Source organism: Stenotrophomonas sp. TWI377 (genome assembly GCF_039674525.1).
GTDB lineage: Bacteria > Pseudomonadota > Gammaproteobacteria > Xanthomonadales > Xanthomonadaceae > Stenotrophomonas.
The window spans coordinates 1-22155 of sequence record NZ_JBDJNT010000016.1; the positions used below are offsets into that span (position 1 = coordinate 1).

The 22155-nt window shown below is 66.4% G+C and carries 20 protein-coding genes; 4 read left to right on the forward strand and 16 right to left on the reverse strand.

The window, feature by feature from the left end:
- Positions 1–190: 190 nt before the first annotated feature.
- Positions 191–694 carry a hypothetical protein gene (locus ABE546_RS13745; RefSeq protein ID WP_313209177.1) on the reverse strand — a complete coding sequence of 168 codons (504 nt, stop codon included), beginning with the start codon at positions 692–694 and terminating at the stop codon, positions 191–193.
- Positions 695–1033: 339 nt separating this feature from the next.
- On the opposite strand from ABE546_RS13745, the gene ABE546_RS13750 reads away from it, so the two are divergent.
- A complete protein-coding gene (locus ABE546_RS13750) occupies positions 1034–3061 on the forward strand; it encodes a sodium-translocating pyrophosphatase (RefSeq protein ID WP_313209176.1) in 2028 nt (675 codons plus the stop codon).
- A 60-nt stretch (positions 3062–3121) separates the two neighbouring features.
- On the opposite strand, the gene ABE546_RS13755 is transcribed toward ABE546_RS13750, so the two are convergent.
- The 5 genes from ABE546_RS13755 to ABE546_RS13775 form a co-directional block, all read right to left on the reverse strand.
- Positions 3122–3850, reverse strand: a complete 729-nt coding sequence (locus tag ABE546_RS13755; protein WP_313209175.1) for an energy transducer TonB — start codon at positions 3848–3850, stop codon at positions 3122–3124.
- A complete protein-coding gene (exbD, locus tag ABE546_RS13760; protein ID WP_346464115.1) occupies positions 3847–4272 on the reverse strand; it encodes a TonB system transport protein ExbD in 426 nt (141 codons plus the stop codon). The genes ABE546_RS13755 and exbD overlap by 4 nt, the downstream gene beginning before the upstream one ends.
- A 9-nt stretch (positions 4273–4281) precedes the next feature.
- Positions 4282–5013 carry a tonB-system energizer ExbB gene (exbB, locus tag ABE546_RS13765; RefSeq protein WP_313219655.1) on the reverse strand — a complete coding sequence of 244 codons (732 nt, stop codon included), beginning with the start codon at positions 5011–5013 and terminating at the stop codon, positions 4282–4284.
- A gap of 111 nt (positions 5014–5124) precedes the next feature.
- A complete protein-coding gene (locus ABE546_RS13770) occupies positions 5125–5517 on the reverse strand; it encodes a YbaN family protein (RefSeq protein ID WP_313209200.1) in 393 nt (130 codons plus the stop codon).
- A gap of 49 nt (positions 5518–5566) precedes the next feature.
- Positions 5567–6154: a biliverdin-producing heme oxygenase gene (locus ABE546_RS13775; protein WP_346464117.1), complete on the reverse strand. Its 588-nt coding sequence runs from the start codon at positions 6152–6154 to the stop codon at positions 5567–5569.
- Between the two features lie 165 nt (positions 6155–6319).
- Between ABE546_RS13775 and ABE546_RS13780 the strand changes: the two genes are divergently transcribed.
- Positions 6320–6577, forward strand: coding sequence for a DUF2789 domain-containing protein (locus tag ABE546_RS13780; protein ID WP_259259230.1), 258 nt, complete (start codon positions 6320–6322; stop codon positions 6575–6577).
- 93 nt (positions 6578–6670) lie between these two features.
- On the opposite strand, the gene ABE546_RS13785 is transcribed toward ABE546_RS13780, so the two are convergent.
- The 5 genes from ABE546_RS13785 to ABE546_RS13805 form a co-directional block, all read right to left on the reverse strand.
- On the reverse strand, positions 6671–9586 hold the full coding sequence (locus ABE546_RS13785) for a TonB-dependent receptor (protein WP_346464118.1): 2916 nt from the start codon (positions 9584–9586) through the stop codon (positions 6671–6673).
- A gap of 173 nt (positions 9587–9759) precedes the next feature.
- Positions 9760–10710, reverse strand: coding sequence for a FecR domain-containing protein (locus ABE546_RS13790; protein WP_313209170.1), 951 nt, complete (start codon positions 10708–10710; stop codon positions 9760–9762).
- A 134-nt stretch (positions 10711–10844) separates the two neighbouring features.
- Positions 10845–11345, reverse strand: coding sequence for a sigma-70 family RNA polymerase sigma factor (locus ABE546_RS13795; RefSeq protein WP_313209169.1), 501 nt, complete (start codon positions 11343–11345; stop codon positions 10845–10847).
- Between the two features lie 116 nt (positions 11346–11461).
- Positions 11462–11941, reverse strand: a complete 480-nt coding sequence (locus ABE546_RS13800) for a hypothetical protein (protein ID WP_346464120.1) — start codon at positions 11939–11941, stop codon at positions 11462–11464.
- Positions 11942–11978: 37 nt separating this feature from the next.
- Positions 11979–12473 (reverse strand): hypothetical protein, encoded by a 495-nt coding sequence (locus tag ABE546_RS13805; RefSeq protein ID WP_313219650.1) that lies wholly within the window; start codon positions 12471–12473, stop codon positions 11979–11981.
- A gap of 240 nt (positions 12474–12713) precedes the next feature.
- Between ABE546_RS13805 and ppa the strand changes: the two genes are divergently transcribed.
- Positions 12714–13250, forward strand: a complete 537-nt coding sequence (gene ppa, locus ABE546_RS13810; RefSeq protein ID WP_019183821.1) for an inorganic diphosphatase — start codon at positions 12714–12716, stop codon at positions 13248–13250.
- A 154-nt stretch (positions 13251–13404) separates the two neighbouring features.
- Positions 13405–14523 carry an HDOD domain-containing protein gene (locus ABE546_RS13815; protein ID WP_313209166.1) on the forward strand — a complete coding sequence of 373 codons (1119 nt, stop codon included), beginning with the start codon at positions 13405–13407 and terminating at the stop codon, positions 14521–14523.
- Positions 14524–14579: 56 nt separating this feature from the next.
- Here ABE546_RS13815 and ABE546_RS13820 read toward each other — a convergent pair whose 3' ends face one another.
- The 5 genes from ABE546_RS13820 to ABE546_RS13840 form a co-directional block, all read right to left on the reverse strand.
- On the reverse strand, positions 14580–14786 hold the full coding sequence (locus ABE546_RS13820) for a hypothetical protein (RefSeq protein WP_313209165.1): 207 nt from the start codon (positions 14784–14786) through the stop codon (positions 14580–14582).
- 174 nt (positions 14787–14960) lie between these two features.
- Entirely contained in the window at positions 14961–17819 is a 2859-nt protein-coding gene (locus ABE546_RS13825) for a TonB-dependent receptor (RefSeq protein ID WP_313219649.1), read from the reverse strand.
- 69 nt (positions 17820–17888) lie between these two features.
- On the reverse strand, positions 17889–18770 hold the full coding sequence (locus tag ABE546_RS13830) for a helix-turn-helix transcriptional regulator (protein WP_313209163.1): 882 nt from the start codon (positions 18768–18770) through the stop codon (positions 17889–17891).
- Positions 18771–18883: 113 nt separating this feature from the next.
- Positions 18884–21223, reverse strand: coding sequence for a winged helix-turn-helix domain-containing protein (locus tag ABE546_RS13835; RefSeq protein ID WP_346464161.1), 2340 nt, complete (start codon positions 21221–21223; stop codon positions 18884–18886).
- A gap of 251 nt (positions 21224–21474) precedes the next feature.
- Complete coding sequence (locus ABE546_RS13840) at positions 21475–22152, reverse strand: ion channel (RefSeq protein WP_313209162.1); 678 nt, start codon at positions 22150–22152, stop codon at positions 21475–21477.
- Positions 22153–22155: the final 3 nt, after the last annotated feature.

Here is a 22155-nt window from a genome sequence, read left to right on the forward strand (position 1 = left end):
CCGGCGCTCAGGTAGTGCCGGCCGCGGGCCGGCAGCGTCGGGCGGGCCGGCGCTCGGGTAGTGCCGGCCGCTGGCCGGCATCGCGGTGTCCGGCGACGTCCTGGGCGCCGGCCAGCGGCCGGTTTCATCGCACATCTGACGGTCCGCGTGGAGCCGGCCAGCGGCCGGCACTACCCGCCGTTACGGGGCGTCAGTTGCAGGCCTTGCCCTCGACCTTCATCTGCGCGGCGAACATCGGCACCTGGGCGATCTTGCCGGCAGCCGCCTGCTTCTTGGCGTCTTCCAGGTAGATGCGCGACTGGCCCTGCCCATCGAGTTCCGGCTTGGTGGTAACCGGCATCCGCCACACGCGCACCACCGCCTGCTGCGCCGGGCAGGAGGCATTCGGCACGCGGATCACATCATTGAGCTTCCAGCCCTTGGCTTCGCTGGGCTGCGCCTTCTCGTAATCGACGAAGCGGGCACGCGGCTGGCACTGCTCGCTGGTGCGGACCACGGCGAATTTGTACGGCTGTGCCGCCTCGCCGGTGAACACGCCTTCCAGCCGTGCGCAGGCTTCGGGAATCTGGCGCAGCGTGTGGGCCGCGCCTACCGCCTGCGGTGTGCCGGCGGCGCGCTGCAGCTCGGGGGTTTCGGCGGCGAAGGCGGACACGGCGGGCAACAGGGCCAGCCACAACAGATGACGGGGGGACATGGCAGGACTCCAACGGCGGGGGATGGGCCGAGGCTGCCAGTGGATGGCTGAACGGCGTGGCAAAGGCGGCCCTTCGTCCGGATCTGCGTGGTTGCCGGCCAGCGGCCGGCACTACCTCCGTCGTTGGCGATCCGGGCACGCACGCGCAGTTTGAAATCCTTGCTGGCATGCATCGAGGATTTACCCGCATACTCCGGCCACCAGGGATTGCTGAACACCGCCACACGCTTGAAGACCGGCACGGTCTGAACGGGTTGGTTCATGGTTGCAGCCTGTTGTGCCCCCGCGTGGAGACGTTCATCCGTTCACTGGATGTCATTCCATCACCCGGGAGGGGACATGCTGGAACGTTACGGGCTTTCTCTGGCGCTGTTCTGCGCCATCCTCGCGATTCTCTACGGCATCGTGTCGGCACGCTGGATCCTCCGGCAACCGGCTGGCAATGCCCGCATGCAGGAAATCGCCGCCGCCATCCAGGAAGGCGCGCGCGCCTATCTCAACCGTCAATACCTGACCATCGCCATCGCCGGTGCCGTGCTGTTCGTGCTGGTTGGCCTCTTCCTCAGCTGGTACACCGCGATCGGCTTCGCGATCGGTGCCGTGCTGTCCGGCGCGGCCGGCTACATCGGCATGAACGTTTCGGTGCGTGCCAACGTGCGCACGGCCGAGGCTGCCCGCAACGGCCTGAGTGCGGCCATGGATGTGGCCTTCCGCGGCGGTGCGATCACCGGCATGCTGGTGGTCGGGCTGGGCCTGCTGGGCGTGGCTGGCTACTACGCGCTGCTGCTGCGACTCGGGCTGGATGTGGCGCAGACGCTGCACGCCCTGGTCGGGCTGGCGTTCGGCTCGTCGCTGATCTCGATCTTCGCGCGGCTGGGCGGTGGCATCTTCACAAAGGGCGCCGATGTCGGCGCGGACCTGGTCGGCAAGGTCGAAGCCGGCATCCCCGAGGATGACCCGCGCAACCCGGCGGTGATCGCCGACAACGTGGGCGACAACGTCGGCGACTGTGCCGGCATGGCCGCCGACCTGTTTGAAACCTACGCCGTCACCGTGATCGCCACGATGCTGCTCGGCAACCTGATGATCGCCGAGGCCGGTGCGAATGCGGTGCTGTATCCGCTGGTGCTGGGCGGCGTATCGATCATTGCCTCCATCGTCGGCGCGCTGTTCGTCAAGGTGAAGCCCGGTGGCTCGATCATGGGCGCGCTGTACAAGGGCGTGATCGTGTCCGGTGTCCTGGCCGCCATCGCGTTCTATCCGATCACCACCCAGCTGATGCCCGACAACGCGCACGGTGCGCTGAACCTGTATTTCTGCGCCTTGATCGGGCTGGTGCTGACCGGGCTGATCGTGTGGATCACCGAGTACTACACCGGCACCCAGTACAAACCGGTGCAGCACGTGGCGCAGGCCTCCACCACCGGGCACGGCACCAACATCATCGCCGGCCTTGGTGTCTCGATGAAGTCCACCGCCCTGCCGGTGATCGCGGTGTGCGTGGCAATCTGGCTGGCGCACTACTTTGGTGGCCTGTACGGCATCGCCATCGCCGCGACCGCGATGCTCTCGATGGCCGGCATGATCGTGGCGCTGGACGCTTACGGTCCGATCACCGACAACGCCGGCGGCATCGCCGAGATGGCCGAACTGCCGCCGGAAATCCGCGACATCACCGATCCCCTCGATGCCGTCGGCAACACCACCAAGGCGGTGACCAAGGGCTACGCGATCGGCTCGGCCGCGCTGGCCGCGCTGGTGCTGTTCGCCGATTACACGCACAACCTGCAGGCCGCCAATCCCGGCGAGGTCTTCGCCTTCGACCTGTCCAACCATGAGGTGATCATCGGCCTGCTGATCGGCGGCCTGATTCCCTATCTGTTCGGCGCGATGGCGATGGAAGCGGTGGGTCGTGCGGCGGGCGCGGTGGTGGAGGAAGTACGCCGCCAGTTCCGCGAGATTCCCGGAATCATGGACGGCACCGGCAAACCGCAGTACGACCGCGCGGTGGACCTGCTGACCCGCTCGGCGATCCGCGAAATGATCATCCCGTCATTGCTGCCGGTCGCGGTGCCGGTGGTGGTCGGCCTGCTGCTCGGGCCGCGCGCACTCGGCGGCCTGCTGATCGGTACCATCGTCACCGGCCTGTTCGTGGCGATCTCGATGACCACCGGCGGCGGTGCGTGGGACAACGCCAAGAAGTACATCGAGGATGGCCACTTCGGCGGCAAGGGCAGCGAGGCACACAAGGCCGCGGTCACCGGCGATACCGTCGGTGATCCCTACAAGGACACCGCCGGCCCGGCGATCAACCCGCTGATCAAGATCATCAACATCGTGGCATTGCTGCTGGTGCCACTGCTCTGAGGCAGGACGGACGCGCTGGCCTCATGCCAGCACGTCCGTGCCGCGCGTGTGACACCCGCTTCAGCGCCGCCGGAGAAAGAACGTCACCGGCACCATCACCTCCACCGGGTCGCCGGTGATCTCCGCTGGCGGTGGCGGCAACGGGCTGCCGCGCCGCACCGTGGCCAACGTTTCCTCGTCCAGCAGCGGATGGCCGCTGCTCTGGCCCAGCCGGATGTTGGAGGCGTTGCCCTGCCGGTCCACCGAGAAGCGCACATGGGCCACACCCTGCTGGCGCAGACGCTCGGCCTGGCGCGGGTAGCGGCGGTACTGTTCCAGATGGCCCAGCAGCAGGCCCTGCCAGGTCACGGCCGCGCTGCCCTGGCGGCCGGCGACCGTCTGCGTGGCGGCATAGCGCTCGGATGGCCGTGCGGACACCGCCGGCGGCGCCAGCGTCTGGTCCACGTTGTGCTGGTCCGTCGGCGCTGCTTCGCGCGGTGTCTGGCGACGCAGGACGTCCTGCGCGTCCGGGGTGTCGTCCGGCGGCAGATCCACCTTCGGCACCGGCGTCGGCTCGGGCCGATGCTGTTCCTGCTGCAACGGCCCGGGTGGGATTTCTTTCGGCGGTACGGACGGCGCCTCGGGTACCGGCGCCAACTCCACCATCACCGCTTCCACCGGCGTATCGTTGACCCGCACCGGCGCTCGCTGCTGCCACCACAGCGCGCCGCCGATCAGCACGGCATGCGCGGCAAGGACCAGCGCCAGACTGCCTACCCAGCGCAGCATTGCGGCGGTGTCGCGGCTCATTCGCTGCGCTGCTCCAGCCCGACCAGCGCGATCCTGCGATACCCGGCCGCGCGCAGCGCGTTCATGCTCTGCATCAGATCGCCATAGGGCACGGTCTGATCGGCGCGCAGGTAGATGCGCTGTTCGTGGTCACCGGCGGTCAGCCGCTCCAGCGCGGCTTTCAGGCCATCACTGCCGACCGGCACGTCGTTGACGCTCAGCGACAGATCGGCCTGCACCGAGAGGAACACCGGTTCGGCATCGCGTGGCTGCGGCTGCGCGGTGCTGGCCGGCAGATCCACCGGCGTATCCACCGTGGCCAGCGGCGCGGCGACCATGAAGATGATCAGCAGCACCAGCATCACGTCGATAAAGGGGGTGACGTTGATGTCGTGGCTTTCTTCCAGTGCGTCGTCGTCGTGGCGGGCGGTCTTGATGGCCATGGCCGGTCCTCAGCGCGCGTCGCGCACGGCCGGCGCATTGCCGAGGCGGTCCAGATCGCGCGAGACCAGTTGCTGCACGCCGGCCGAGAGGTCACCGAGCAGCCCGCGGATACCGGCCAGCACACGGGTGAAATGGTTGTAGATCACGACGGCGGGAATCGCCGCGACCAGGCCGAGCGCGGTGGCCAGCAACGCCTCTGCGATACCCGGCGCGACCACGGCCAGGTTGGTGGTGTTGGCGTGGGCGATGCCGATGAAACTGTTCATGATCCCCCACACCGTGCCGAACAGGCCGACGAACGGGGCGATCGCGCCGATGCTGGCGAGCAGGCCGACCCCGGTGCGCAGCTGGCGTGCATGCGCCAGTTCGATGCGTTCCAGGCGAGAGGCGACCCGTTCCTTGATCCCGACCGGATCCTGCGCGTCCTGCGAGAGGCGCAGCTCGGTGCGGGCCGCGTCGATCAGTTCATGCGCTGCGCCGTCGTCCAGCAACGGATGCGTCTGCGGCACCGGCAGCTGCGCGGCCTGCAACAGCAGCGCGCGTGCCTGGCGCAGCCGCGTGCGTTGCCGGCCCAGTTCCCAGGTCTTGGCCACCAGCACCGTCCAGGTGGCGATCGAGGCGAGCGCCAGCCCGATCATCACGGTCTGCACGACGCCATCGGCGGCCTGGTACATGCCCCAGGGGGTCAGGTCATGCGGCAGTGCCGCCACGGCGGCAGGAAGAGCGATGGGCAAGGTCATGGGGACGTCATCAGTCAGAGGCATCGCGGCACCGTGCGGGGCCGGAGGCAGGAAAGGGGCGAAGAGTATCGGGGCGAGGCGGTGGGAATCAGTACCGGGCAGACAGCACGTTCAGCGCTCCGGCGGACGGTCGGCCGTGGCCGACGGCCGCGGCGCAGGCCGTGACAGCACATAGGCCGCACTGGCCGCAAAGAACAGGCCGACGCCCACCAGCAGCGGCCAGGACGGATGCGCGCCCCAGCAGAACATGACGAAGCCGAACGCCATGCCGGCGCCGGCGAAGGCCTTGCCCTTGCGGCTGATCGCGCCCTGCTCGCGCCACAGGCGCAGCGGTGGACCGTAACGAGGATGCTCGAGCAGCCGACGTTCGAACCTCGGCGAGCTGCGCGCGAAGCAGCCGACGGCCAGGATCAGGAAGATCGTGGTCGGCATCACCGGCAGCAGTGCGCCGATGACGCCCAGCGCCACCATGATCCAGCCCAGGCCGAACCAGAGCCAGCGCATCATGGGCGGCAGTTGCGGCCCGGCGCGACGCGCCTGGAAGGCGCAGCGGTCATGCGAATTCTTCCTCGACATGCCCGTGCACGCTGCGGAACGCCGCATCGGCCGCATCGATCACCTGCTGCTCCTGCGCCTCGGTCAGCGCGACACCATCCAGCGCGGCGGTGAACTCGCGCCAGTGGCGGGCAGCACCATCGGGATGGGCGGCCAGATGGCGCGCGCCAAAACCACTGTCCAGACCCAGCCTGGCAGCCATCTTGTAGAGCACGGTGCCACCGAGGTTGGAGCCTTCGGCGACGTACAGCCAGCCCAGGGCGACCGGCAGCGGCAGGTCGCCATCCAGGTACGTGGATGCCGGGAGCGGCAGGGTCTGTTCCAGGTCGGACAGGTCGCGGGCGATCAGCGGCAGCCGGCGGCGCTCGTCCAGATCGGGCAGCAGTGCATCCAGCGCGGGGTTGCCGTACAGCGCGTCGATATCGCGGTGGAAGCGGTACTGCACGCGCAGGAACTTTGCGAACAGGTCGCGGCTGGCGAAGATGTCGCCGGCCATGATGCGCTTGTCCAGCGCGCCGTGGCTGTCACGGGTGGCCGCCTTGAGACGTTGGCTGCGGGTGGCTTCGGGAGTATCGATGACGATCATGGCACTGCTTGGGTGGGGAAGTGGGGCACGGTTCTCTGTTGAAGACGTCTGGCACGGGGGCAACCCCAAGCCCATTGTCGCGTGATCAGCGGTGCGACCGTCACATGCCACCGTCACGGCCTTGCCCCGATAATACGGACCACGCCCTGCCACTGGAATGACACGATGATCACCACCGAACCGCGCATGACCAATCTGTTCCTGCAGCTCGGCCTGGACGCCAGCGAGGAAGCGATTGCCGCCTTCATCCGCGATCACCAGCTGTCCAACGAGATCCGCCTGATCGAAGCGCCCTACTGGAACGACGGGCAGCGCCAGTTCCTGACCGAGCAGCTGCGCTCGGATGCGGAGTGGGCGATCGTGGTCGATGAGCTCAGTGAAGCGCTGCACGCCGATGCGACCGTACAGGCCAACGCCGGCTGAGCGATCGCCGGATGCCGATACCGGCCGCGCACCCTGTGTGCAGGCCGGAGGCACGCAGGGGCCGGCAATGCCGGCCCCTGTCGTGTCCGGGCATCAGTAGCGGTAGGTCAGCGCCAGCCGCACGGTCCGGCCGGGTGCGGGCATCACGCCCAACGCCAGCGGATCGAGGTAGTAGCGGTCGGTCAGATTGTCCACGTTGAGGTCCACCGCGAACTGCTCGCTGGCCTGCCAGCTGGCGAACAGATCCACGATGGTCGCCGCTCGGTACAGCTGCTGGATCGCCGACAGGCCGACGTTCCATTCCTTGTCCAGCGCGCTGATCGGGCCGGCGTTGTGGATCACCCGGGTACCAAAACTCAGGCGCTGGTCGAACAGCCGCGAACCCAGGGTCAGGTTGACGTTGTAGCGCGGCGGGTTCTGGGTGTTGCTGTAGGACCCTTCAAAGCCACCATCCACGCAGTCCGGGGTGTTCTTCAGTTCCTCGATCCTGCGCTGGATACCGTAGGCGCGGCGCTCGGCGGCAATGTCCGGCGCACAGGTCTTGGCCTGGAGGTAGTAATGCGCGGACAGATCGGCGAACACCGTGCCGCTGTCATAACTGGACTGGAACTCCACGCCGGCGACCTTGAAGCGGTCCACGTTGCGGATCAGGCCGGCCGACAGGGTGCGGTAATCGCGGGTGATCAGATCATCGATGCGCGTGTTGAAGTAGGCCAGCTTGAACCCGGCCTGGTCGCCCTCGGTGAACAGGCCGTGGCGCACCGTGCTCGCGCCGATTTCCCAGGTCCCTGCCCGCTCCGGTTTGAGCTCACCGGTGGGCTTGGCCGCGGTGAACAGGCCCAGCGTGGTTTCGAACAGGCTCGGCAGCTTCACGCCTTCGGCGTACTTCACGTACACCATCGTGTCTTCGTCAAAGCGGTAGGCGACGCTGGCGCTGGGCATGAAGGCACTGTCGCGGCGACGGATCGGCTGCGACCAGGTCCAGCTGACCGGTACGCGCAGGTCTTCGGCGTCATCGGCGTCGTAGAAGTTCCAACCGGTGATGTCACCGACCGTCCCCTTCTCGTACGGGGAGGCCAGCAACGAGGCCTCGGTGAACTGGCCGTTGGCATCGGGATACCAGTTCAACATGGCGATGCGCTTGGCGCGCCATGCCGGCAGGTTCGGGTTGCCGTCCAGCAGCTGGGTGTAGCGATACTGACCGATCACGCCGTAGCTGTCCGGCGTGGCCAGGCGGTTGCGGTCGTGCACATTGACGCGGTTGTAGCGGCCACCGACCACCACTTCCCAATGCTCGTCCGGCTGCCATTTGACCGAGGCCACCGCGCTGTACTCCTTGCGCTCGGCGTTGCGCAGGAAGCGGTTGTTGACCAGGTCGTCGTGCATGACCGGCGAATGCGGGCCGGGGCCGACGTCCTCATCGCTGAAGGACAGGCCGTAGTCCAGCGTGAACAGCCCGGCGCCGGAATCCAGGTGCGTGGTGTTGCCCACATCGAAGCCGAGCCGGGTCTGGGTCAGCTCATTGCGGTAGGCGTCCTTGTAGCCCGGATCGGTATTGAACGACGGGCCGTCGTACCACTCGGTGCGGCGATCGAAGTACCACGGAGTGATGCCGGTCAGGCCGTTGTACATCAGGCTGTCGGCGTCGGTGTACCAGAGGTTGGCCTTCAGATCGATCAGCTCATTGTCCGGGTTGAAGCGGTAGCGCAGGTTGTAGGCATCCATGTCCACATGGCCCGGATCCCACTGCGGCACGCGGTCGCGGTCCACGCGGATGATCTGCGAGGCCATGATTTCGCCGGCGGTGCCTTCATAGCGGCGGTAGCCGGCTTCCAGCGTCTGGTTGTCGTCGATGCGCCAGGTGCCCTTGAGCAGGAACGACGCCGAGCGCGAGGAGGTGTTGAACACCTCGGTATCCGGCGGATTCAACGGCGCCAGGGTGCGCCGCGTCTGCGGGAAATCGTCGTAGCCGTGCTTGCCCGAGAAGTAGTTGCCGTTCTCGCGCCATGCGTACGCCGCGACCAGGTCGACGCGATCCCACTGCTTGGCCGTGGCGATGTTGAAGAACTGGCTGCCCAGCGCGCTGCGGTCGGTACGCGGTGCGGCGTCATAGGCGGGTACGTTGTTGGCGCTGGCATTGGCCATGCCGGTGCGCACGCGCAGCCCGGCATCGCGACCATCACGCAGTACGTCGTCGATCTTCAGCGTTTCCATCTCGACCACGCCACCGATGCCACCGGACGCATTGACGCCCAGGGTCGGCCCCTTGGTGATGGTGATGTTGGAGATCAGGTCCGGATCGAGATAGGTGCGCTGCGACTGGCCCGCGTAGCCACGGTAGGTATCCATGGTGGACTGCCCACCGTCGATGATCACCGGGATGCGGCTCTGGCCCTGGATGCCGCGGATGTTCACGTCCAGCGCGTTGGCGGTACGCGGATCGCCCGCGGTGACGCCGGCCACGCCCTTGACGATGTCCGAGGTGGAGGTGCCGCGGAAGCGCTCGATGGTGGCGCGCGCGATATAGGCACTGGAACCCGCCGTGCGGTACACCTCCAGCGCACGCTCGGCATCGCCGCCGCCCTCGATGCGGTCACCGGCCACGCTCAGCGCATCGGTGACGATCAGGCCATCGTCGTTGGCTGCCGCCACGGCACGCTCCAGCGTGACCGCTTCCGGCCCGACCTGGCGCAGGCTCAGCCCGCTGCCCTGCAGCAGGCGCAGCAAGGCAGACTGCGCATCCATCTGCCCGGCCACCGCCGTGGAGGTCACGCCTTCGGCCAGCGCGGCCGGATAGGCGACCTGCACACCGGACTGGCGCATGTAGGTGCGCAGCGCATCGGACAGCGGCTGGGCGGGAATGTCGAACCGCAGCGTTGCCGCAGCGGGTGCCGCGCTGGATTGGGCGAATGCCGGCAGGCCGGGCGCGGCCGCCAGGCCAGCAGTGAGCAGAGCGATGCAGAGACGTGACGGGCGCGGACGATGGCCCGCGCGGGTGGGGATGCGCATGGAAAAACCTGTCAGAAGATCAGTGCCGCAGAGGCGGGTCACCCGCACACGGGTGCGGATGCAGCGGACGTACGTGGCGGCGGCGGGTACGTTGTGCCGAGTAAGACGAACGAACCGGGCACAGCCCCAAGACCGGTGCGTGTGCGTGATGCCACGACGGCGGATTCGCGGCGCTACTCCGCCGTGATGCTGGCCGGTGCCACGATCGCCACCCCCATCGGCAGCCGGGTGACGCTCAAGCCAGCGCTGACCGCCAGCGCGTCCAGTGCCTGTTCGGGCCGGTCGATGCGGAAGGCGGCGTTGACGGCGGGCAGAGCCGACAGATCGCCACGCACGAAGGTGGCGCCAGCGCGATAGCGCGCGATGCGCCGCACCGCATCCTCGACCCCGGTCGCCTCGAGCAGCAGTTCGCCCTCGCGCCATGCGGCGATGCGGTCAAGGGCGACGTCCTGCTCCCGCGTGACCCGCCCGCCCGGTGCAAAGCGCGCGCGCTGCCCCGCGTCGAGATACGTCCAGCCCGCCCGATCGGCCGCTGCGACCCGGACCCGGCCCTGTTCGACCCTCGTTTCCACGTGATCGTCTTCTCTGGCGACCGCGAACGCCGTGGAGATGTCTTCGATCACACCGCCCTGCGCCTCCACCTGGAACGGACGCGCCGGATCGGGCGTCACCTGGAACCAGGCGTGCCCGCGCAACAGCGCGATGCGGCGCACCTGCCCGTCGTACCGGACCGCGATGGCACTGTCGGCATCGAGCACGGCGCGGCTGCCATCGGGCAGCGCCACGGCCTGGATGCCCGTCCCGCTGCGGTGATCGGCCTGCAGCCGCAGCCACGCCTCCGGTGCCATCCACGCCAGCGCGAGCGCCGCCGCGGTTGCCGCCCCGACCAGCGGCCACCGCGGCCGACGCCGTGACCGTGTTGCCGCCGCCGCGGGTACCGGTCGCGGCCCGAGGCTGCGCCACAGCTGGCGCTCGTATTCGAAGGTGCGGCGATTGTCCGGCTCGGCCAGCCACTGCTCGAAGGCCTGCATCTGCACCGGCTCGACCGCGCCGGACGCCAGCCAGGCAATCCAGGCACGGGCCTGGACGGCAGCAGGGTCGGATGGCGGCAAAGGTCGGGACATCGGAGGCTGTTGGGGCGGGCTCATGGCTGGCGGTGGATCGCGCGATCACGCGCGGACGAAGAAGAGGCCGGAAGGGACGGCATTATGATCAAGACGGATGGGAAACGGGCTTCCCCAAGCCCAGCGGGTGCCGCTCAGCGCCCGGTGCGCGCCCAGGCCAATCGCTGCAGTGCAGTGCGCACGTGGTTTTCCACGGTCGTCACGGACACGCCCTGGCGTTTGGCGACGTCCACCTGGGTCATGCCCTGCAGGCGGTTGAGGCGGAAGATGGTGCGGGTCGGCTCGGGCAGGTGCTCGGCCGCGTCCAGCACGCGCTGCAGTTCGTCCTGCGCCATCGCCTGCTCTTCGGTCGAGAGCGCCTCCTCCGGGCCCCACAGGTAGTGCTCGGCCAACAGGCGCGTGCGGCGCGTGCGCTCACGGCCATGATCGGTCGCCAGGTTGGCGGCCAGCCGGTACAGATAGGCACGCGGGTTGCTGATCGGTTGCCCGCTGTCCACGCCCCGGGCCTTGAACCAGATGGACTGGATCACATCCTCTGCGCCGCTGTCGCTGCCCAGAATGCGCTGCACCAGACGCAGCAGCGCCGGGCGTTCGCGGATCAACAGCTCGGTCAGGGTAGTGGCGTTGGTGGACATGGGCCGATGCACGAAGCGGGACCGCAGGGACACGGCAACCCGTAAGGCGCGGCATGTTACTCCGCAAATGAGAATCAGTCACGTTTGGCGCAGCTGTCATGGCGACAGCCCCTGGCTCACAGACAGACGGTCAGACCCTCATAAATGCTGTCGCGGGTACCAGGCAACGGCGCATGGAGTGGATCCTCGCCTTCCAGCGTACCCAGCAGATCGGACAACGGCGTGTTGCCAGCCAACGGCAACCGGCACGCCCAGGTCTGCGCATCCACCTGTATCCGGCCGCTCCTCATGTCTACACGGGCCGTACTGCCCGTAAACGTCCACAGACACTCGCCGACGTGGCCGGTAGCCGCGTCCACCGAGCAGCGGAAACGAAGCGCCTGCAGGTTGTGGTATTCCCCCTCGCAGAAGGTATCGCCACAGACCTGATCGAAGCCGCGCACCAGGCGTGCCTCCGCCGCCCGGAAGCGCTCCCAGCCCGCCGTCGGGTTCGGATACAGCCGCGCATCGACATACGCGCGTCCGCCGTTGGCCTCCACGGCAGCAGCGCCCCAGGCAGTAACCAACAGCACTACACCGGCGATAGCGGTACGCATGAGTGTTCTCCTGTAGATGGCATCCAATGCCGGGCGATCAGTTCAGGCAATCAGACAAGGCGTCATGCAGCGAGAAGAACGAGCCTGGCAAGGGCCGGAGCAAGGCCCCCCGGCGCTCAAGCGCTGCCTGCAGCATCTCCACCGGCGTATCGGCGCCCAATGGGGCGGCGCAGACCCAGGCACGGCTGTCAGGCAGAACCCGGCCCGTCGGGGTGTCCACATCGAGGTTGCCGGCGCCGACAACCAGCGCGCACGCGTGTACCGTCCCCGTCGCCCGCCACACCGAGCATCGGAACTGCAGCAGCACGTGGTTGCTGTACGCCCCTTCGCAGTAGGTATCCCCGCACAGGTCATGGAACTCGGCGCCCAGATGGTCCTGAAGCGCGTAGAACCGGTCCCAGTTGGCCTCTTTGTCCGGGTAGTCGACCAGGTCGACATACCTTCCCGGGTGGGCATCGGCGGGCTGGACACCCGCGCTGGCCACCAGCGAGAAGGGGAGCAGCGTGCGGGCCATCAGGCGGGTCAGTGTCATCGGCATGCTCCTGGCGGGTAGAGCTGCATGATCCTCATGCGCTCTGGTTCCCGACATCAGGCGCCATCCCGATGAACGGTCGGGGTTCCCGGCAGGCCGATGTGGCCAAGCCCCCACCCAGCGGACGCCCCCTTTCGGGTGCAGCGCCCCATCCGCGCCGCCGTCGCGCTGCACGCTGGCCGCCAATGGGCCTAAAATGGCGGACTTTGCGCCGTACCCCCTCTCAGCTGGAGCACACCCATGGGTCTGGAACTCGTTTCGCCGGGCAAGAACCCGCCGGAAGAAATCAACGTCATCATCGAAATCCCGAAGGATTCCGAGCCGGTGAAGTACGAAGTGGACAAGGAAACCGGCGCGATCTTCGTCGACCGCATCCTCTCCACCCCGATGCGCTACCCGTGCAACTACGGCTACGTGCCGAGCACCCTGTGTGGTGATGGCGATCCGGCCGACGTGCTGGTGGTGCTGCCGCTGCCGCTGGTCCCGGGCTCGGTGGTGCGTTGCCGTCCGGTCGGCGTGCTCAAGATGAGCGATGAAGCCGGCAGCGACGAGAAGATCCTGGCCGTGCCGATCTCCAAGGTGTTCAGTGGCTATGCCCACGTCGAGGACATCGAGCAGGTGTCCAGCCACTGGCTGGAGCGCATCGGCCACTTCTTCGAGCACTACAAGGACCTGGAAAAGGGCAAGTGGGTCAAGCTCGATGGCTGGGGCGGCGCCGCCGAAGCCAAGAAGATCCTGGTCGAAGCGCACCAGCGCTACCTCGGCAACATCGCCTGAGACTGACCGGCGTCGCTCCGGCACACCGCTGCCGGAGCGATGCGCATCACGTTTTTTCAATGCGGCACATCACTATTCGTGCCGGATTGGGTACATTGCGTCTCTTCACACCGTCCACGGTGCGTTTCACCGTGGTCAGCCAGGGGACCGTGTCGTGCGCATTCTGCTTGTTGGGGACGAAGCCAGCCTGTCGGCTGAGCTGTTGGAATTCATTGCCGATCTTGGGGAAGAGTGGCAACCGCTGACCGCGACCGATGGCCAGAGCGCCATGGGCATCGTTGCCGGCTCGCCGGTGGATGCGGTGATCGTGTGCCCGCAGTTGCCCGATCTCAACGCTACGACACTGCTCGGCCAGATCCGCACGCTGCGCCCTGAAACCATCCGGATCGCGCTGGTGGATGCCGAGCATGGCAACCGGCCACCGCCGGCGCGCCTGATCGGCGTGGCCCATCGCTTCCTGCCGATGCCGCTGGCCCCGGAGGTCCTGCTCGAAGCCCTGACCAGCCTGGAAGAGCTGCGCGAACTGCTGGACAGCGCGCGCCTGCGCAGCGCCATCGGCCGGATCGAGAAGCTGCCCTCCCCGCCGCATCTGTACCTGACCCTGACCCAGGCGCTTGAGCACGACGACGATACCAACACCGCCGACGTGGCCAAGCTGGTCGCGGCCGACCCGGCCATCGCAGCCAAGGTGCTGCAGCTGTCCAACTCGGCATTCTTCAACAATGGCCGGATCATTTCCGACCTGCGCACCGCCGTGACCCGCCTAGGGCTGTCGACCCTGCGTGATCTGGTCCTGGCCAGCGAAGTGTTTTCCGCGCAGCCGCTGTCCGGTGCCGAGCGCAACTCGCTGCAACAGCGTGCGCTGCTGGCCTCCCGCCTGGCCGCCAAGCTGCTGCCGGAGTCCAGCGCCGAACTGGGCGCCACCGCGGCCCTGCTGGCCGACATCGGCCTGCTGCTGCCGGGCGTACGCAACGAACGCACCGCCGAAGACCCGGCAGAGAATCGCCCGGGTCACGCCGAGGCAGGCGCCTACCTGCTGGGGCTGTGGGGCCTGCCGATGCCGATCATCGAGGCGGTGGCCTTCCACCTGCAGCCGCAGCGCTCGAACACCCGCAGTTTCTGGGTGACCGGTGCGGTGCATGTAGCACTGGCGCTGATCAATGGCGATCCGGTGGACGAGGAGTATCTGCAGCGGGCCGGCGTGCTCAACAAGCTCCCGCAGTGGCGCGATCACGCCAACGCACTGATGGGGCTGGTCGCCAGCGACGCCTGATTGCGGGGTAAAGCGTTCTCAAAGGATGGCACGCCCTGTGGCGCGCCATCGTCGTTTCAGCGCTGCGGACAGGCGTCCAGCACGCACAAGCGCCACAGGCGCTCGCACATGGCGGCGGAGCCACCGTCGGCGAGGCATTCGATGCGGACCTCTTGGCAGTAACGCCCTCCTGCGCAGACGATCAAGCCGGGCGACGCACTGGCCGCGGTCGCCAGGGAGGCAAGCAGTACAGCGGAAATCTTCTGAGCGAGCGTCATTTTCATATCGATCTCTCAATCGTCCACGATTGGACCGATTGACGGTATCAACTGAATTTACGCCCGAAACGTGAGGCGGATCACCTTTCGCTGAAACTCAGACTTTCCTTACCCCACAACGCAAGGAGGGCGGACCTTGCGGCCCGCCCTCCTTTCTTTTTACGCCATTGCTTCGATGGATCAGAAGCGCTGGGTGTACTTCAGGTAGTAGAACCGACCGATGTCGAAGCCGCCGTAGTAGGAGAAGCTCGAGTTCGGCTGGCTGTACATCACCGGGCCTTCGTGGTTGAACACGTTGTTCGCGCCCGCCGAGATGGTGGCATCCCACGGGGTGGTGTAACGCACCTGCAGGTCATGGAACGTGTTCGAACCGGTGTTGCGCACCGGGATCGCCAGCGTATAGGCCGACGAGTAGCTCGGGTTGTTGCACTCCGGGCCGCCTTCGCGATCGTAGGCGCACTCTTCCTTCAGGCCGGAGTAGTAACGCATGCCCCAGTTGACGCCGAAGTTGCCCAGGCTCCAATCGATGTTCAGGTTGGAACGCACGCGGAAGTTGCCGCCCCAATCGCCGGTGCCCCAGCCAGTGTGCTGCTCGACAGCGGTTTCAGCTTCGTTGTCGCGCTTGTACTCGAGGTAGTCCACATAGGTGGTCTTCCAGTCGATGACGACATTGCCGAAGGACAGTTCCGGCAGACGGTAACGGATACCCAGGTCGTAACCTGCGGTTTCCTGGTAGCCGCCGTTGATCAGCGTACGGGTCACGTCGACGACCTGACCGGAGTCGGTGTCACGGGTGACACGGTCACAGGCGTTGGCGTTGTTCAGCACGTAGCACTGGTTGAGGATCGAGGTGACCGACTCCGCCGCGATGACGTTGTCGATGCGGATCTTCCACCAGTCCAGGCTGACATCCAGGCCCTGCACGAAGTTCGGGCTGTAGACCAGGCCGACGGTCCAGGTCTTGGAGGTTTCCGGCAGCAGGCCATCATTGGAACCGGACAGGTACGGGTAGTTCGACTGTGCACCCGGGCCGGTGGCATCAATGCCACCCGACGCTTCCTGACGGAAGTTGGCCGGCACCGCGCCGCCGCAACGGGCAGCGACGTCGGGGTTGCGCACGGCTGCACCGAAGGCGGTGTCGCACGGGTCGGTGTACTTGTCGAAGCTCTGCGAAGTGCCACCGTACAGGTTGGCGACGGTCGGCGCACGGAAGCCGGTGGCATAGGTGCCACGGACCAGCAGGTCGTCGATCGGCTTCCACTTCAGGCCGAACTTGGAGTTGAACGTGTCACCGAAGGTGTTGTAGTCCGAGTAACGGCCGGCCATGTCGACCGACAGTTCCTTGGCAAACGGCAGATCGGCGAGGATCGGCACGTTCAGTTCCAGGTAGAACTCGTCCAGCTTGTAGCCACCGGCGGTCGGCGCACCGGCCAGGTCGGTGCTCAGGCCCGACTGCAGCAGCGCATCCGGGTTGTACTCGGCTTCTTCTTCGCGGTGCTCGTAGCCGGTCGCGAAGGACAGGTCGCCGGCCGGCAGGGTCACGATGGCGCCGCTCAGGTTGGCGCTGTAGACCTTGCTGGTGGTCAGCGAGGTGTCGTGGGTCGGCAGGAACAGGTACTTCTGCAGATCCGGGTTGGACAGCGAACCGTCGGCGGTGGAGCCGTACGGCAGCAGCGGGTTCCACGGGGTGCAGCCGGCGATCGGAGCCGCGGCGGTACCGCACTGGGCAATACCGTTGGCATCCAGGTACGACGGGCCGACGGCATTCTTCACGTTCGGAATGAACAGATTGCCGGTGCCGGTCTTGACGCCCTTGTTCCGGTTGTAGACGTAGCCCACATCCCAGTCGAAGTACTTGTCGGCGAACTCGAACGAGCCTTCCAGACCGCCGCTGAAGCGGAAGGTGTTGAGCTCGGACTTGGTCTGACGCGGCACTTCCCACGTACGACGCATGAAATCAACGTCGGTATCGAGCGGGTTGAAGACGCTGTTGGCGTCCATCTGGGTGTCGTAGGCAGCCGAACGGTACGGGTAGCCGGCGATCTGCTGGAGCGCTTCGCGTTCGGTGTACAGAACGCTGGCGGTACCGCGGATGTTGTCGGTGAAATCGAACTGGCCGTTGGAGAAGACCGAACGACGCTTGATGCCGGTCGACAGGAACATCTGCTGCGACGGGTTGGACAGATCGGCGTTGCCCAGATCGTGGTAATCGCCGAAGTTGTTCGAGGCGCCGCCCGGGTTCAGGACGTAGTTGCCATCATCGGTAACCAGCACGCCCTTCTCGGTGATCGCGCTCCAGCCGTTGGTGTCCTCATCGGTCGGGACCGGATGGCGGTAACCGTTGGCCGAGGCGCTGTAGCGACGGTTCTTGGCCAGAACCGGCTTTTCCTCGCTGTACTCGGCGCCAAGGGTGATCGAACCGCGATCGCCGGTCTGGCCGTACACGAAGTTGTAGGTGGTCTTGTCGCCGTCGCCCTGGCCGTACTGGCCCTTGTAGACGCTGGCTTCCAGACCGTCGAAGTTCTTGCGGGTGATGATGTTCACCACGCCGGCGATCGCGTCGGAACCGTAGATCGCCGAAGCGCCATCGGTCAGGACTTCGATGCGCTCCACGACCGAGGTCGGGATCGAGGCGAGGTCGGTGTAACCGCCGGAGCTGACGCCCATGCGCTTGCCGTCGAGCAGCACCAGCGTGCGCTCCGGGCCGAGGTTGCGCAGGTCGACGTACTGGCCGCCAACTTCTTCACCCGAGGACAGCGCATCGGCGCGGCTGATGGCCGGCGAGCCGGTGGCCGACAGGTTCTGGACGATGTCGGCGACGCTGGTGAAGCCCTGCTTCTCGATGTCGGCGCGCTGCAGCGCGATCACCGGCTGGGCGGTCTCGGTGCTGGCCTGACGGATACGTGAGCCGGTGACCTGGATGCGGTCCAGGTCGGTCGTGCCGCTTGCTTCCTGCGCCGAAGCAAAGGCCGGCGTCAGGGCAAGCGCAATGCCGGCGGGCAGAAGGCCCAGCCGCACTGCGGGAGTACGAAAATTCATTTATCTCTCCGAGGTACGTTAGTAGCGTGTTAAAAACGCCTCGGAAAGTTACGATTGCGTTGCAGTGAATTATTTGCGTGAGACAACCGAAGACTTTGCCGAATCTGGCGAGAGATTCGCACCGGCCTCACGATAGCGTGACGCGGACAGTCCGAAGCGGGCTCGAAACGCCCGTGCGAAGCTGCAGCAGTTGTCAAATCCACTCGCTGCCGCCACCTCGCCCACCATCATGTCCGTGTCGCGCAGCAGATCGGCGGCGCGCTCCAGGCGCAGGCGCGCGGAAAGCGATTGCGGGCTTTCCGCGTACAGGCTCTGGAACGTCTTTGACAGGTACCAGCTGGAGAAATTGGTCAGTTCGGCCAGCTCACCAATGCGCACGACGCGGTGGCTGTTGCCCTCAAGGTACAGACGGGCGCGCTGCATGCGTCCGAAGACCTGGCGCTTGCGGCTGCGCGAACGCCCCGGGCAGCGCTGTACGCCCGTCGCCATGCCCTGCTGCAGGGCGGCCAGATGCAGCAGCACCGGGCGCAGGGCCTGGGTAGGATGGCCAGTGGCCAGGACGTCACGCCACAGCCGCAGGGCGACGCGGGCGTCGCTGCGGCTCATGCTGCCGCGACCCGCGTAGAGACTGCAGTCGGTGAGCTCACCCAGCGCGCGCAGCGCGTCCGGCGCCAGGCTCAGCCCGATGCACAAGCCGTCGCGGCCGGCCTGGACCATGGGGCGGGATTCCTTCTCGAAGGCGATCCACTCACGCTGGCGCAAGCGGAACCGCCCTTCCTTGGACTCGACCCACGCACTGCCCCGCAACTGGATCCACACGGTGAAGGTCGTCCCAGGACTCTGCAGACTGCCCAACCGGGCCACACCCAGACAGGTGGGCAACGGACCGTCGTCAACGACCTTGTCCAGGGAGAGCGATTGACCGCGATCGGCGAGGGAGAGCTGACGCATGACTTCACCAAGAGTTTGCCTTTGCTGGCCTGCAGTCTTGCCAAATCAGGCCGCTGCCTCAGGAAGTCCTGGCGAGATTGATACGAATTCGAGACGAGGACGCCACGAAGAAGTTACGAAGGGTTTTTTGTTTTTAAAATCATAGACTTGACGAACCCCGGAAACAGCGACGGTACGCGCTCGGGGAGCGACATCACGCCGATGTCAGTGCCATCGGCCACCGCCAGCGCGACATACAGCGCCTCCCCGCCAGGCCCTGCGCTGAATCCATTGCTGGCGCTGAGGCGGTCTGCATCCAGGCAATGCTCCTGATCGGCGATCGGCTGTGCGATCCGGGTGAACACCGTGGCGCAATCAGAGCGATTGGAAAGATAGTCGATCCCCCCCTGCGCGGACACGGTCCAGGTGCGATACCGCCAGCGCGTGGGGCGATCTTCGCTGATCTGGCGGATGCTCTGTGAACTCAGCGCAGCGTCGGCCTGCCAAAGCCCCCCTGCCGAGAGCCGGGTGAACAATACGCGCTCGCCGGCGACGTCATAACGCGCCTGGGAAACGCCCTCGATGCTGCTGATCAGTCGCCACGGGGTCAGGCTGCGATCGAACAGCGACAGACGCATCCGCTCATCACGGTCGCGTTCCACCACCAGCACCTGCAGCGGATCCTTGCCGTACAGCGCCTGCAATGGCTGGCGCACCGGAACCGGCAGACGCAACGTCTGCTCATCGCGCGGGGAGACCTCATATATCCCGGGGTTGGCATGCTCATCGCGCCCCAACACCAGCACCCGCTTGCCGTCATGCGACCAGTCCGAGGCCTGGCGCGCTTCGGGCCTGAGGCCCTCGATCGGACGCAACGACTCAGGTCGCTGCAGATCCGCCCACCACAGCGCATAGCTGCCCGAACGGTCCGAAGAAAACACGATCTGCTGACCGTCCGGAGAGACCATGGGCTGCGAGTCACGGCCTCCCGAGGGGAACAGCCGCTGCGGCGCACCCAGCCCGGCTGCCTCCACCGGCACACGGAACAAGCCGAACTGGGGGCGCCGATGTACGAAGGCGAGCATGTCGTTCGCCCGGGAAACGGTGGGGGACTGCGCATCGTCAAGACCGACGTCGCGCAGAACGCGCGTATCGGTATCGAGCTCATACAGGCGCGATTCGCTGTCGACCCGGCGGCCGAACACGATGTGGCGACTGTCGCCGCGCCAGGCCCAGCCACGAATCTCCGCCGAATCATCGGTCAGCTGCTCCGGACTGCCCCCCTCGGCCGGCATGCGCCACAGATCGCCGATCTGCGGATTGCGCACGAACACGATCCAGCGCCCATCCGGTGAGTACCGCGGTGCATATTCGAAGTTGTCGCTGCCAATGTCGTAGTCGAGCGGCTGCCAGCGGCCGCTGGCGATATCCAGGGTGCGGATGCCGCGCTGCGCATACCGTCCGGACAGCGAGCCGAAGACCAGGCCGCGACCGTCCGGGGTCCAGTCGAAACTGAGCAGCTCAGTGCCGTCGCAACGGGTCACATGGCGCACCGCCCCACCCGTCGCACTGGCGATCAACACCTCGCAGCTTTCGGCCGGGCCGAACCGGGCGAACGCGATCTCACGGCCATTGGGCGACCAGCTCGGGAAGCGGTCGGACATGCCCGTGGGCGGCTCGACCAGCACGCGTGCTGGTGCATTACCGGAGGTCTGCACCTTGATGACACTGCCCGGTCGGCTGGGCACATCGGCTTCATAGGCGATCTGCGATCCATCCGGGGACAGCGTGGGATACGTTTCAAATCCTGCCGTGGCGGTAATCAGGCGATACGGGCGTTGAGGACTACCGATCACCCGCGTGCCGTCCTCCACCGCGGCCTCGACCGCTGAGGCCGGCGGATCGCGTTGCATCAGCATGGCGGCCATCACCAGCAGCGCCACCACCATCACCAGCCCGACGACCATGACCGCGTAGCGGCGGATGCGCCGCCGACGACGTTTGATCGGGTCCTGCGGGGGCGGTGCATGCGGCAGTGCCGCCGGTACGTGCGCGGCGGCGAGCACAGGCGTGGAGGCCGACGGCAGCGCGGGCTCGAGCAGCAGCACAGGTGCGGCATCGTCGACCACGCTGACCGGCATCAGCAGGCGGTAACCGGTCTTGGCAATGGTTTCGATATAGGGTTCGGCCGCATCGTCATCAGTGGCGAAGGCCTTGCGCAGCTGGGTGACCGCCTGGGTCAGCACGTCGTTGGTCGGCAGCGTATCCGGCCAGACCTCCGCAAACAGTTCATCACGGGTAACCACCGCCCCTGGAGAACGCAGCAGCGCCTTGAGAACACCCAATGCTTTGGGTGTCAGTCGACGTGGGCGACGCAGGCCTTCGCTCATCACTTCCCGCGAGGAGAGAGTAACGAGGAAGTCGCCGATTCGAATCACATCGGCGGAGGGGCGCTCACTGTCGTTACTGATCATCCAGGACACGAGGAAAATGCAAAAAACCACTGGAATTCACGCGAACGTCACAATCGATACACGAGGACGAACCGCCAGATTCCGCACACGCCATCGGCGCAAACCGCAAAAACACCGAGGCGCGCGAATAATAGCCTATGCCGGTTAACCGCGCCTGTGCGTGCGGCCGACAACAGGCTCTCTCTCGCCGATGAATTCACATAAAACGCGTCAACATTCGCGCCTTCTGGCGCGAATTTTTTATGTTGGATTCAGTTTCGTGCACGGGTCAGCATGGTGAGTCCCACCAGCCGCGAGACCACCAACGCCACGTACATCACGCCTGCGAACTGCTCCAGCATCACCAGCGCGCGCGCCTGGGAATGGATGGGCACCACATCGCTCAAACCGACCCCGGACAGCAAGCTGAAGCTCAGATAAAGCAACTCCATCCAGGTGCGCAGTTCGCTCTCGCTGGCCGCCACGAAACTGCCCGGGTACCACTGCTGGCATACCGCGAAAGCGAAGGCGAAGGCCCACGCCAACAGCGTGAAGGTGGCTCCCGCCGCGAACAGCTCATCGCGGGTCACCTTGTGGTCCTGGAGCATGTAGGCGATCAGGCTGCCCGCCGTATAGAAATACAGCAGGCATTCCAGCAGCTGCGCGGTGGTGACCAGCGCCGGGCGCTCCAACAGAGCGCCTGAGATGGAAAACACCACCGAAGGAATGGCCAGCACCAGCGCCACCCACATGCCGAGCGGGCTGCGTCGTACCACCCACAACGCCAGGCCAAGCACGGCGATGCCGAACGCCCCGAACAGGGCGCGGCTGGCGCCAGCCTCGTCCATTGCCGGATACAGCAGGACGCCGAGCAGCTGCACGGCCAACAACCAGGCCGAGGGATGCCGGCGCGCGATGGCCAGCCATTTGGTGCTGCGTGCTATCGCCATCGT

Coding starts and splice junctions, on each gene's coding strand:
- ABE546_RS13825 (WP_313219649.1), bottom strand. CDS start 17,819: ATGAATTTTCGTACTCCCGCAGTGCGGCTGGGCCTTCTGCCCGCCGGC.
- ABE546_RS13795 (WP_313209169.1), bottom strand. CDS start 11,345: ATGTCCACCAACGCCACTACCCTGACCGAGCTGTTGATCCGCGAACGC.
- ABE546_RS13835 (WP_346464161.1), bottom strand. CDS start 21,223: ATGATCAGTAACGACAGTGAGCGCCCCTCCGCCGATGTGATTCGAATC.
- ABE546_RS13785 (WP_346464118.1), bottom strand. CDS start 9,586: ATGCGCATCCCCACCCGCGCGGGCCATCGTCCGCGCCCGTCACGTCTC.
- exbD (WP_346464115.1), bottom strand. CDS start 4,272: ATGGCCATCAAGACCGCCCGCCACGACGACGACGCACTGGAAGAAAGC.
- ABE546_RS13790 (WP_313209170.1), bottom strand. CDS start 10,710: ATGTCCCGACCTTTGCCGCCATCCGACCCTGCTGCCGTCCAGGCCCGT.
- ABE546_RS13755 (WP_313209175.1), bottom strand. CDS start 3,850: ATGAGCCGCGACACCGCCGCAATGCTGCGCTGGGTAGGCAGTCTGGCG.
- exbB (WP_313219655.1), bottom strand. CDS start 5,013: ATGACCTTGCCCATCGCTCTTCCTGCCGCCGTGGCGGCACTGCCGCAT.
- ppa (WP_019183821.1), top strand. CDS start 12,714: ATGGGTCTGGAACTCGTTTCGCCGGGCAAGAACCCGCCGGAAGAAATC.
- ABE546_RS13745 (WP_313209177.1), bottom strand. CDS start 694: ATGTCCCCCCGTCATCTGTTGTGGCTGGCCCTGTTGCCCGCCGTGTCC.
- ABE546_RS13750 (WP_313209176.1), top strand. CDS start 1,034: ATGCTGGAACGTTACGGGCTTTCTCTGGCGCTGTTCTGCGCCATCCTC.
- ABE546_RS13770 (WP_313209200.1), bottom strand. CDS start 5,517: ATGCGCTGGCTCTGGTTCGGCCTGGGCTGGATCATGGTGGCGCTGGGC.
- ABE546_RS13780 (WP_259259230.1), top strand. CDS start 6,320: ATGATCACCACCGAACCGCGCATGACCAATCTGTTCCTGCAGCTCGGC.
- ABE546_RS13840 (WP_313209162.1), bottom strand. CDS start 22,152: ATGGCGATAGCACGCAGCACCAAATGGCTGGCCATCGCGCGCCGGCAT.
- ABE546_RS13830 (WP_313209163.1), bottom strand. CDS start 18,770: ATGCGTCAGCTCTCCCTCGCCGATCGCGGTCAATCGCTCTCCCTGGAC.
- ABE546_RS13820 (WP_313209165.1), bottom strand. CDS start 14,786: ATGAAAATGACGCTCGCTCAGAAGATTTCCGCTGTACTGCTTGCCTCC.
- ABE546_RS13805 (WP_313219650.1), bottom strand. CDS start 12,473: ATGACACTGACCCGCCTGATGGCCCGCACGCTGCTCCCCTTCTCGCTG.
- ABE546_RS13775 (WP_346464117.1), bottom strand. CDS start 6,154: ATGATCGTCATCGATACTCCCGAAGCCACCCGCAGCCAACGTCTCAAG.
- ABE546_RS13800 (WP_346464120.1), bottom strand. CDS start 11,941: ATGCGTACCGCTATCGCCGGTGTAGTGCTGTTGGTTACTGCCTGGGGC.